The sequence below is a fragment of the Catenovulum agarivorans DS-2 genome (assembly GCF_000568405.1).
In the GTDB taxonomy this organism is placed as follows: domain Bacteria; phylum Pseudomonadota; class Gammaproteobacteria; order Enterobacterales; family Alteromonadaceae; genus Catenovulum; species Catenovulum agarivorans_A.
The window spans coordinates 78,717-89,064 of record NZ_ARZY01000020.1 but is presented as its reverse complement, the minus strand read 5'-3'; the positions used below and the strand labels follow the sequence as shown (position 1 = coordinate 89,064).

Genomic DNA, 10,348 nt, shown 5'->3' with positions numbered 1-10,348 from the left:
TCTCGTTTCGCTTGTCAACCCTTTATTTTAAGCTTTTCGATAAAGTTTTTAAAACAAGTTTTTGATTCAAGCTAGCAGGATTTGGAGGAGTTGAACTTCACCGCGTCGCTGCGTTGTGGGGGCGCATTATAGGGAGATTTAATTAGGCGTCAACACGTTTTTCGAATATTTTTGCATAAAAGTTTCGATTGCTCAGTTAACGTACAAAACAAACATCCAGGTTACAAAATATTGATCAATCAACAACACCTAGCACATTTAAACTACATTAAAATCTAGGATCCAGTTAGGCATTTTTGCAAAGTTACGCCTATAGTGTGTATGTGGCGTTTTTAATTATTTCTAAATAGATGAAACAACTTAGTATTTCACGCAAGCTTTTAACTAAAGTACTAACTATTTATATACTTTTGACGGTTATCGTAACTGCCGTGCAAGTTGTGAGTGAGTATTACATTACTAAAAGCCACATTGAAGACGAGCTCAAAACCTTACAAAAAACCTTTAGTGGTAGTTTAACTCGAGCCATTTGGGAGTTAAATGTCCAACAATCAGTCACTATAGCACAAGGCTTACTAGCAATGCCTTCGATTGAAGGCATTATCCTACGTGATGAAAACGGCCAAGTTATTTCAAAACTTGGTGACGCCATCACACTTGAGGATTTAGATATAAACTACGACAAAGATTCAGTTTTGATTAATAAAAACCCGCAAGGTTTGTTCGGATATATCTATCCACTTATTTTTGAATTTTCAGGGCGCCCTATTCAAGTTGGCGATGTTACCCTCATTTCTTCTCGCGACATTATAATCGAGCGGATTAAGATCCCACTGTTTTTATTAATGTTCAAAGCGGTATTTATTACCTTAAGTCTTTTTCTAATTATTTGGGTTACTTTTCGCAAGCTATTATCTCGGCCCTTGTACGAATTAACCGAACAAATAGAAGATTTTGATATTGAACGCCTGTCAAAATCCAAAATCAATTTACAGCAAGCAGAGCATAACGAATTATCTGTATTAGAAGACGCCTATAACGGATTAATTGACCGACTAATTGAATATAACGAAGAACTTGAAACTGCTCACAACCGACTAATTGAAGCAAACAGCAAACTCGACGACCAAAATTTGATGTTGGAACAAGAAGTTGCACGCAAAACCGCTAACTTAAGCCGAGTAATGCTTGATTTAGAAGAACAGAAAAAAGAACTAGAAGGCAGTCGCAATGAATTAAGGCAAGGTATAGAAACACGCAAACGTGCCGAACAAGCGTTATTAACAAAACAAAAAGAGTTAGAAGCATCTCTCAATGAACTCAAATCTGCCCAGGGTCAGTTGGTTGAATCTGAAAAAATGGCATCACTCGGTGGTTTAGTGGCTGGGATTGCCCATGATGTTAATACACCAATTGGCGTCAGTGTCACAGCAAGCAGTTATTTAACTGAGCAAGTAAAACTTTTAAACAGGCATTTCGAAGACAAAACCCTCACGCCCAAACATCTACAGAAATTCTTAAATGATGCTAATGAAAGTATTGCGTTAATTACCTCAAATTTAAAAAGAGCGTCTGATCTTGTAGCAAGCTTTAAACAAATAGCGGTTGACCAAGCAAGTGAGGCCATTCGTGATATTGAATTAAACTACTATGTTCACGACATTATTAAATCGTTAAATCCGCAACTTAAAAAAACTCAGCACCAAATAAATGTCAGCTGTCCGGACAAACTAGACATGCGCTGCCCTGCTGGCGCCATTTCGCAAATTTTCACAAACTTGATCATGAACTCTGTCATTCATGGTTTTGAGCGGATCAAACAAGGTAGAATTGATATCAAAATTGAAGATTTAGGAGATGAAATCAAAATCGACTATCAAGACAATGGCAAAGGAGTAACACAAGAAGTCCTGAATAAACTATTCGACCCATTTTTCACGACTAAACGAGAAAAAGGCGGTTCAGGTTTAGGCACACATATTACATATAACTTAGTCCGCCAAACACTCAATGGCACTATAAGCGCCTCGAGTGAATTAGGCAAAGGCTTGCATTACACTATCACCATACCCAAAGTGACAGAAATGCAAGCATTTGCTTAACGATTCACTTACCAATTGATTGCTTGACGAATTGGTAAAAAGTACTTTTGTAAGTCGATACGGATTGGCATGAAATAACAGTGTGAGCCAGTTTGCTGACAATGCTTGAGTACTTTAACGGCAAAATCTATATTCCACTGGTATTCAGGTTTAAAATCTGACGGGAACACAACTTTATTGACGTTTTCCCAATACGCTTGACTTCGTTCGGTAATCACAGGGGAAACGCCCCAATATACTTTATCCGCTGGCAGAAAATCTGCGTAGATATCTAACAAACGCGTATCAAAAAAAGGTTGAGATAAAATATAATCTGCGCCAGCTTCAAACTTATCTAGGATATAGTCTTTCTCTTGTTTAACGCCATATCGATAAGGGTCAAAACCAGCATAAATTTCAATATTAGGAAAATCGCGTCGAATCGCTTTGATTAAATCAACCACATCTGTTGAGTAAACCAAGTGAGTTCTGTCCGGTGGTGGATCACCTGTAACCAATAAAATTTTATCTAGCTCATTTGCTTCAATTATTTTCTGCAATCGATTCGACTTTAGATCAAAGTCTATTGCTCTAACATGTGGAATGTAGCGATATTTGTTACGATTAACTAAATGAGCGCCATCCCAACTGCGAATCGGCAAGCGAAGCAAATCTGGTATGTTAATCGTGTCAACAAACGGAAGGTTCTCTTCTACAAACCTTAATTGTTCCAACGTCGCTTCTTCAGTCCTTGGAACAACTTCAAAAGAAATATTCATATATCCTCACAACTACTATGCATCAATTAGTCTTAAAATTAAGCTAGTAGAGTTTTTCTAAATAAATCAACGGCCATTTTATACACAGTTAGTGCAAGCTCGGGATCATATCTATCTAGCCCTTCATCACGCATAAACGCATGTGCAGCATTAAACTCATGCCAACTAAAATGAACCTTACTATCAATTAAGTTTTGATGAATTAAAAATCGCCCTTCATCGGGAACATGCGGATCTTGTTTGCCCCATATCATCATTAACTCACCGCTAATTTCTTTGGTACGAGTTAATGAATCACCACCTGGCTGACTTGGCAATGTACCCGAATGAATATCAGTTGCATACAAACAGCAAGCGGCTTTTATATTAGGATTGATCGCTGCACGATACGCCAAATGCCCACCAATGCACACACCCATAGCGCCAACATTACCAGTACAATAAGTTTGTTGCTGCAAAAATTCATACATAGCAACAACATCTGAATCATGGCTTTCCAAAGGCTTTGCAAATTTGTCGGCATTTCCTTTGTTTTTGCCTTCATCGTCGTAGGCGAGCACAGTCCCAATTGGATTAAGTTCATGAAATACTTCTGGGACTAAAACGACAAACCCATGCCCAGCCATAATCGCTGCCGAACGTGCGATTGGTGCGGTTTGTTGAAATATCTCAGAATAATAAATAATTGCTGGATAGGCCCCTTCAGCTTGTGGTCGATAAACATAAGTTCTCATTGTTCCTGTCGGGGTCGCAAGGTCGACAATCTCAGTTTGAATGATCATGAAATTTCCCAATAATCTGTGTTAGCCGCGCATTATACCCAAAGCGAGCCAATATATTTAGTTTTTTACTCAAGTATTAGGCGAAATTATTTACACGAATGCGTAACTTAAATTTTTTGCTATGCTTAATTACAGATTATAAAAAGGATTGGCGTTGAAATTGCTTTGGACTAATCGAGAGGTAATCGCAGCACTAACATGGAGCAGAATATGTCGATAGCAACACAATGCAACTCAACTCAGTTGTCTCAAGAATGCACAGCAAACGTTCAGAGTTTGATTAATGAACATAAGCTTCCACAAACTTTTATTGAAACGGTAGAAACGTGGTATTGGCCTATCGCAAAAAAACTTGCCCAACTAAAAGCAGCAAAAGGTAAAACTTTTTATCTGGCGATAAATGGTAGCCAAGGTAGTGGTAAATCTACCATGGCAGCCTTTTTACAATGCATTTTACAGCAACAGTTTTCAATGAAAGTCGCCAACTTGTCTATTGACGATTTTTATCTAACCCGTAAAGAACGCCAACATTTAGCCAAACATATTCACCCGCTACTCGCCACACGCGGCGTGCCTGGCACACATGACATCAACCTTGCTTTAGATACATTAAAAAAACTCGGTGAACGTCACAATTCTGTCCCACTGGTGCGATTTAATAAAGCATACGATGATAGAGCAGAAGCCGATTTATGGGACCAAATGTCCTCGCCAGCAGACATTGTCATTTTAGAAGGGTGGTGTATGGGAATAAAAGCACAAGATTCTGCTGATTTATACACACCAATCAATCAACTTGAACAGGAAGAAGATTGCAACGGCCGATGGCGAAATTATGTAAACGAACAGTTAGCTGTTCATTATCAGGATTTGTTTAGCTTATTTGATCAACTGATCATGCTCAAAGCACCTTCTTTCGAGTGCGTTTATCGCTGGCGTCAAAATCAAGAAGATAAACTCAGAGCCAAACAATCAACTCGATTTACCATGACTGAAGCAGAATTGAAGCGATTTATACAGCACTATCAGAGATTAACCGAACACGCTCTCGCCACCTTGCCCGAACATGCCCAACTTGTAATTCACTTAAATGAACAACAACAATTTATTCAAGCAACAGGCCCGCAATATGAGATCTCATAAGTTAATTGTTTTTACAGATATGGATGGCACACTGCTAGACCATGACACCTACAGTTGGCATGCCGCTGAACCCGCACTTGCTCAACTACAAGAGATGGATACCCCAATTATCTGCAATACGAGTAAAACCTATTCAGAAGTCAAAATGTTACATCAGCAACTTTGTCTGCAATATCCGTTTATTGTTGAAAATGGCTCAGCAATCTATCCGTCCAATGCAGAATCAGCGGATGAAGCGATGCACACAATTGGTGCAAAACGTTCTACAATACTCAAAACTTTAGCGCGCCTGAGAGATGCTGGTCATAAGTTTAGTGGTTTTAATGATTGGTCTGTCCAACAAATAGTAGAACACACAGGACTATCTGCCGATGACGCAAAATTGAGTGGCCAACGTCAGTACTCAGAACCACTGTTATATCAAGGCAATCAAACAGACAAACAATCATTTATCCAGTCCATTGAAGCAGAAGGTTTAATGGCATTACAAGGCGGAAGATTCCTCTCGGTGCAAGGCTCGTGCGATAAAGGCAAAGCCTTACTATGGTTAAAAGACTATTATCAAACCCTTTGGCAAATGCCAGTGATAACTATAGCGCTTGGCGACAGTCAAAATGATACCGCAATGTTAGAAGCAGCAGATATTTCAGTGTGGATAAAAAGCCACAAACCATTCCCGACCTTGTCAAAAAACAAACAAGTTTTTTACAGTAATTTATTGGGCCCAGCTGGTTGGAATGAAACTATGGCTCACATATTGCAACTATATGCAAATAACCAGCTAGAACAAATCGAACCAACTGATAGTTAGTTGGCATTATTAAGACAATTTAGTCAAAAAGAGGATTCTGTATGGGTGACTTTTATCAAAACGGAGTTATAACAACGTTACACAATTTGTCTCGAGAGAGTGTTTCGATTGAACAAATGGAACATCAACTCACTGAATTTGCCAAAGTCCGGCCACTATCACTTGTATTGCCGTCTCTCTATTCTGAACTACAAGGACCAGCATTAGCCAATATTGTTGAGAACTTGACCAAGGTTCCGTATTTAAACCAAATAGTAATTGGTTTAGACAGAGCGACTGAAGACGAGTACAGACATGCTTTAAAGTTCTTTTCTAAGTTGCCACAAAATGTAAAAGTCTTGTGGAATGATGGCCCAAGGTTGAAGAAAATCGATGCCTTACTGCAAAATGAAGGCCTTGCCCCGAAAGAGCTAGGTAAAGGACGTAACGTATGGTATTGCCTTGGGTATGTATTGGGTTCTGGTGAATCAGAATCGGTTGCACTACACGATTGTGATATTCTAACTTATGATCGCCAATTGCTTGCACGGCTAATTTATCCGGTAGCAAATCCAACTTTTAACTACGAGTTCTGTAAAGGATATTATGCGCGCGTCGCAGACGGTAAAATAAATGGCCGAGTAAGCCGTTTGCTAGTAACCCCCTTACTGCGTGCGTTAAAAAAGATTTTTGGTAATTTAGAATACTTAGAATACTTAGACAGCTATCGTTATCCGCTGGCTGGCGAATTTTCGTTTAGAACCGACGTAATAAATGACATCAGAATCCCGAGTGATTGGGGTTTAGAAATCGGTGTTCTATCTGAAATGGAGCGCAATTATTCAACAAACCGTCTATGCCAAGTAGATATTGCAGATACATATGATCACAAGCATCAATCATTATCTGTAGACAATGATGACGGTGGTCTATCAAAAATGTCGATTGACATCTCCAAAGCAATATTTCGTAAACTTGCAACAAATGGTGTTGTGTTTAACACCGAAACATTTAGATCAATCAAAGCAACTTATTACCGAATTGCTTTAGACTTTGTCGAAACTTACCGCAATGACGCTATCATCAATGGTTTAAATTTCGATATTCACAGTGAAGAACAAGCGGTAGAACTGTTTGCACATAACATACTGAAGGCCGGCATTCATTTTCTAGATAATCCAATGGAAACGCCATTTATTCCAAGTTGGAACCGTGTTTCAAGCGCGGTACCGGATGTATACGGGCAAATGATTCAAGCAGTCGAAGAAGATATGGAGGAGTTTGGCAGCTAAATAATAAGCCAATTTGAGACGTTTAATCAGACAGGGGTGAAGAGAATGAATATAGAAACCGAGTTAGAACACAAAGTTCAAACACATTTGAAATTTATCTATCCAGAGCTAGACGCAGCTGAAGTGTGCCAACATCTGCTCGAGCTAATGCGGCTTGATAAAAACACCCCTACCCCGCCCAACCATCAAAATCATTGGACGGAAAAAGACATCATAGCTATTACTTATGGTAATAGCTTGCTGCGCGAACAAGAAAAACCATTGCATACCTTACATGAATTTATGAAAAGTAAGCTTGATGGGATTATTAACAGCGTACATATTTTGCCTTTTTATCCTTACAGTAGTGATGATGGTTTTGCGGTTATGAATTATGCCAAGGTGAGTGATTCACTTGGTGACTGGGTAGATGTTGAAACCATCTCGAGTGATTTTAGGCTCATGGCTGATCTAGTTATTAACCATTGCTCTAGCCGCAGTCTTTGGTTTGAAAATTTTAAACAAGACAAAGAGCCGGGCAAGGATTACTTTTTTACCGCAAGCCCGGAAGACGATGTCAGCCAAGTCGTTAGGCCAAGGACCAGTCCACTGCTGCGCGAAGTAAATACGCCGTCTGGCACTAAACACGTTTGGTGTACATTTAGCCATGACCAAGTTGATTTTGACTTCCGCCAAGTAAAAGTTTTATACGAGTTTGTAAAAATTACCCGACTATATTTAGACAGAGGGGTAAAAATATTTAGATTTGATGCCGTCGCCTTCTTGTGGAAAGAAATCGGCACCAACTGTATTCATTTGGCGCAGACCCATGAAATGATTAGATTACTGCGGACCCTAGTCGAACATGCTGTACCTGATGCCATTATTATTACCGAAACCAATGTGCCAAATCACGAAAACTTAAGTTATTTTGGTAATGGCAACGAAGCACACTGTGTGTATAATTTCTCGTTACCACCTTTGTTGGTCAACACCCTGCTCACTGGTAACTGCAAACATTTAAAACGCTGGATGATGAGCATGCCACCAGCCCAAATCGGCACAACCTATTTCAATTTCATTGCATCTCATGATGGTATAGGTTTACGACCCGCTGAAGGTTTACTCAACGAAGACGAACTAGCGACCCTTGCCAATACGGTCAATATGTTCGGCGGCAAAGTGTCTTGGCGTACGGCTAATGGCACCAACAAACCTTATGAACTTAACATCAGCCTATTTGATGCACTGCAAGGAACATACAAAGGCACAGACAAGTATCAAATAGATAGATTTATCTGTGCACATGCGATCATGTTAGCACTAGAAGGTATACCGGGTATCTATATCCATAGCCTATTGGGCACAACTAATGACTATGAGCGAGTTAATAATACGAGTCATAACCGCAGCATAAATCGCCACCAATGGTCGATTGACGCATTAGAGCAAGTACTAGACGATAAATACAGCCATCACCATAAAGTGTTCAACCGAATGTGTGAGTTGATTGAGAAACGTATTGCACAACCAGCATTTCATCCCAACGCAGTTCAATTCACCCTACAACTGGGTGAAGAGATACTCGGCTTTTGGCGACAAAGCCAAAATAGAAAACAAAGCATTTTCTGTATATTTAATATCACAGATCAAGAGCAACAAATAGAAATGACGGAAATAAACTTAATTGACACAGAACATTGGTTTGATTTGATTGCGCAGCAACCTGTTGGTGATTTACGCGGTTGTTTAACATTAAAGCCTTATCAAGCAGTTTGGTTAACTAACTACCGTATTGCGCATCACTAACTTGGATAAAATTAACCGTTAGTCAGCTTGCCAATGTTGCAAGTTCCACCTACTTTTAATAAGTTACATAAAGATACTATTTAAAATATATTAACTGTTGGCAGGAACTTATATGAACAAACCGGCGATAAAGCCCAATAAAAAATCAACTTTTGTGTCAACTGACGACATATTAGTCATGTTATGCAAGTCGGTAACTGACGTATTAGCAAGTGCAAATGCCAATCAAGTTACCTACTCTGCGTTAGTGCAAAAAATTACTAAAACCAGCCTAAAACCAGATATTGGCTCATTTGTGTTGTTTGATGGTGGCTTTTCTGGGCTGGTTGTCATTAATTTTAGTGCTGCTGCAGCTATAGAAATTTACCAAAAATATATGACCAATATGGGCATTCCAATTGAAGAGCTTTCATCCCAGCATACCTCTGATGATGTAGCGAATGTTATGGGTGAACTGCTCAATCAGATTTTGGGAGATTTTACAGGCTTAGTACACAAAGAATTACAAACTTCAATTACTCAAAGCCAACCAAAAATGTTGACCGTTAATAAACAACTGATTATCTCAATTGATACCAATTTAGATAGACCGCAAGCTCGTCGAGTCACGTTTACCACGCAAAAAGGCAACATTTTTTACTTAGAAATGGCAATGGATAGAACCGAATTTATAAAATTGCATGACTTTGTTCCTGAAGAATTTGACCCAGACGAAATCATCCGTGGCGCGTCAGTACAAATGGAAGAAAGTGATAACAATAAAGATAAAAAAGGACCAGATGCAGACCAAGATTTATTAGATGAACTTGGACTCTAACCAATAGAGCGGAGTTTATCTCCGCCCTCTACTCTTAATTCAGACTTAATGCTATAGTTGGCTTGTCTAATCTTTGAACGAGAACTAGCTAAACACTGGACGTTTGCCTATGAGTTTTTTAAAACGTATCCTAGTCCCTTTCACACATAATGAAACAGCCGCGAGCATGCATTGGCAGTTGCAAGGCAAGACTTTCACAGTTGGCAGCGACCTCACTTTTTCGGTTGACTTTATTGGTGGAGCAGTCGAGCAACACGTCTCAAATGTCCAAGCCAGCTTGCTTTGTTTATTAGATGACGTATCAGGCGACACTCAAGCGATTCACAACGAAATTATACGTACAGACATTGATAGAAATTTTTTTATTCCAGCAAAAAAAACGCTACAAAAATTCTATTCCTTGCACTTACCACCGACATCTCCGCTAAGCAACGATATCTGCCGGTATAAACTTAATATCGAACTCAATACTTCAAGCCCACCTCAATATGGTCTGTCAGCAGCATTAACCATTGGCCCGTCGGAACAAATATCTATTTGGTTTCAGGTATTAAAAAGCCTGCAGTTTAAACGTGAATCTCATTGGAATCAGCCAGTAAAAACGTCTATGCAGACCGAAAAGTACATTCAAAAGTTCAGATATCGCAAAGAGAATTTTATCAACGGAAAATCGCTCGATATTATTTTCAGATTCGAACAATACACTGAATACCTTGATGTATTTGTTAAGTCTAATTTTGCTCACCAAGCTCACGCAAAACAATCAACAAGCGAAACATTCAGATTTACCATTGACCACGCTGATGTGAGCTTTTATGCCAGCAAGCTGCTGAGGCAATTAAGGGATAACTAAAAAGCTGTTATACTCCGATTAAA

Annotated in this window: 9 protein-coding genes; 7 read left to right on the top strand and 2 right to left on the bottom strand. The window is 39.2% G+C overall.

Features of this window, described 5'->3' with window-relative positions:
* Window positions 1-350 precede the first annotated feature (350 nt).
* Window positions 351-2,102 carry a sensor histidine kinase gene (locus DS2_RS11485; protein WP_035014932.1) on the top strand — a complete coding sequence of 584 codons (1,752 nt, stop codon included), beginning with the start codon at window positions 351-353 and terminating at the stop codon, window positions 2,100-2,102.
* A gap of 8 nt (window positions 2,103-2,110) precedes the next feature.
* Here DS2_RS11485 and DS2_RS11480 read toward each other — a convergent pair whose 3' ends face one another.
* Both DS2_RS11480 and DS2_RS11475 read right to left on the bottom strand, forming a co-directional pair.
* The gene (locus DS2_RS11480) at window positions 2,111-2,860 is read right to left on the bottom strand and encodes a methylenetetrahydrofolate reductase (protein ID WP_035014931.1); all 750 of its coding nucleotides are present in this window, start codon (window positions 2,858-2,860) and stop codon (window positions 2,111-2,113) included.
* Window positions 2,861-2,898: 38 nt separating this feature from the next.
* Window positions 2,899-3,642, bottom strand: a complete 744-nt coding sequence (locus DS2_RS11475) for a dienelactone hydrolase family protein (RefSeq protein WP_035014930.1) — start codon at window positions 3,640-3,642, stop codon at window positions 2,899-2,901.
* Between the two features lie 210 nt (window positions 3,643-3,852).
* On the opposite strand from DS2_RS11475, the gene DS2_RS11470 reads away from it, so the two are divergent.
* From DS2_RS11470 to DS2_RS11445, 6 genes are all read left to right on the top strand, one after another.
* The gene (locus DS2_RS11470) at window positions 3,853-4,785 is read left to right on the top strand and encodes a hypothetical protein (RefSeq protein WP_235188589.1); all 933 of its coding nucleotides are present in this window, start codon (window positions 3,853-3,855) and stop codon (window positions 4,783-4,785) included.
* On the top strand, window positions 4,772-5,596 hold the full coding sequence (locus DS2_RS11465) for an HAD-IIB family hydrolase (protein WP_035014928.1): 825 nt from the start codon (window positions 4,772-4,774) through the stop codon (window positions 5,594-5,596). Before DS2_RS11470 ends, DS2_RS11465 begins: the two co-directional genes overlap by 14 nt.
* A 41-nt stretch (window positions 5,597-5,637) precedes the next feature.
* A complete protein-coding gene (locus DS2_RS11460) occupies window positions 5,638-6,867 on the top strand; it encodes a glycosyl transferase (RefSeq protein WP_035014927.1) in 1,230 nt (409 codons plus the stop codon).
* A 45-nt stretch (window positions 6,868-6,912) separates the two neighbouring features.
* The gene (locus DS2_RS11455) at window positions 6,913-8,655 is read left to right on the top strand and encodes an alpha-amylase family glycosyl hydrolase (protein WP_035014926.1); all 1,743 of its coding nucleotides are present in this window, start codon (window positions 6,913-6,915) and stop codon (window positions 8,653-8,655) included.
* A 112-nt stretch (window positions 8,656-8,767) separates the two neighbouring features.
* The gene (locus DS2_RS11450; protein WP_035014925.1) at window positions 8,768-9,472 is read left to right on the top strand and encodes a DUF3334 family protein; all 705 of its coding nucleotides are present in this window, start codon (window positions 8,768-8,770) and stop codon (window positions 9,470-9,472) included.
* A gap of 109 nt (window positions 9,473-9,581) precedes the next feature.
* Window positions 9,582-10,325 carry a sporulation protein gene (locus DS2_RS11445; RefSeq protein WP_035014924.1) on the top strand — a complete coding sequence of 248 codons (744 nt, stop codon included), beginning with the start codon at window positions 9,582-9,584 and terminating at the stop codon, window positions 10,323-10,325.
* Window positions 10,326-10,348: the final 23 nt, after the last annotated feature.